The 695-nt window shown below is 61.7% G+C and carries 1 protein-coding gene; it reads right to left on the bottom strand.

All coding sequences use genetic code 11. From position 1 onward, the window contains the following. Positions 1-695: cadherin-like domain-containing protein (locus ABWV89_RS18850; protein WP_353400624.1), on the bottom strand; the 695-nt coding region annotated here is incomplete at both ends.

The raw sequence follows: 695 nt of genomic DNA, 5'->3' as shown, positions 1-695 counted from the left end.
GCCCGCCACATTCGACTGCGGCTGAACCGTCAGCGTATCGCCATCCGGGTCACTGTCCACACCGTCTCCGGTGTCGTCCGTCAGCGCATTGCCCACCACGGCTGCACCAGCGTCTTCGCTGACACCGTAGTCATTGTCTTGCGCCACCGGTACCGGGTTGGTGATCGTGTACGTGAACGTATCGGTCACTGTTGCGCCCGCAGGATCGGTCGCCGTCACCGTCACCGTGAACACGCCACCTGGGGCATTCTGGCTGGCGGAGTTGTCCACCGTCCCCGAGATCACGCCTGTATTCGTGTCAATCGTCAGACCCGTTGGCAGACCTGCTGCCGAGAAGGTCAGGACATCACTCGAATCCGGGTCGGTGAATGCACTGCTCGTATCGATCGGTGCAATGGTGTTGCCATCGACATCCACCTGATCCGGAATCTCACTGCCAGGCACCACTTGAGGCGCATCATTCTCACCATTGACGATCACCGTGATCGTCGCCGTATCCGTGCCGCCCTGCCCATCATCGATGGTGTAGGTCAGCGTCGTCGCAACGCTCTCGCCGGGCGCCAGCGATTCAAAGTCTCCATTGGGGTCAAACGTGACGTCGCCATTGGCCGCCACGTCAAATACCCCGCCTGCACTGCCCGCAGCACCCGTTTGCGGCACCACCGTCAGTGGATCACCGTCCGGGTCGCTGTCCA

The organism is Hydrogenophaga sp. 5NK40-0174 (genome assembly GCF_040372165.1).
GTDB lineage: Bacteria > Pseudomonadota > Gammaproteobacteria > Burkholderiales > Burkholderiaceae_C > Hydrogenophaga.
The sequence above is the reverse complement of the archived record's forward strand: the minus strand, read 5'-3'. Positions and strand labels throughout refer to the sequence as shown.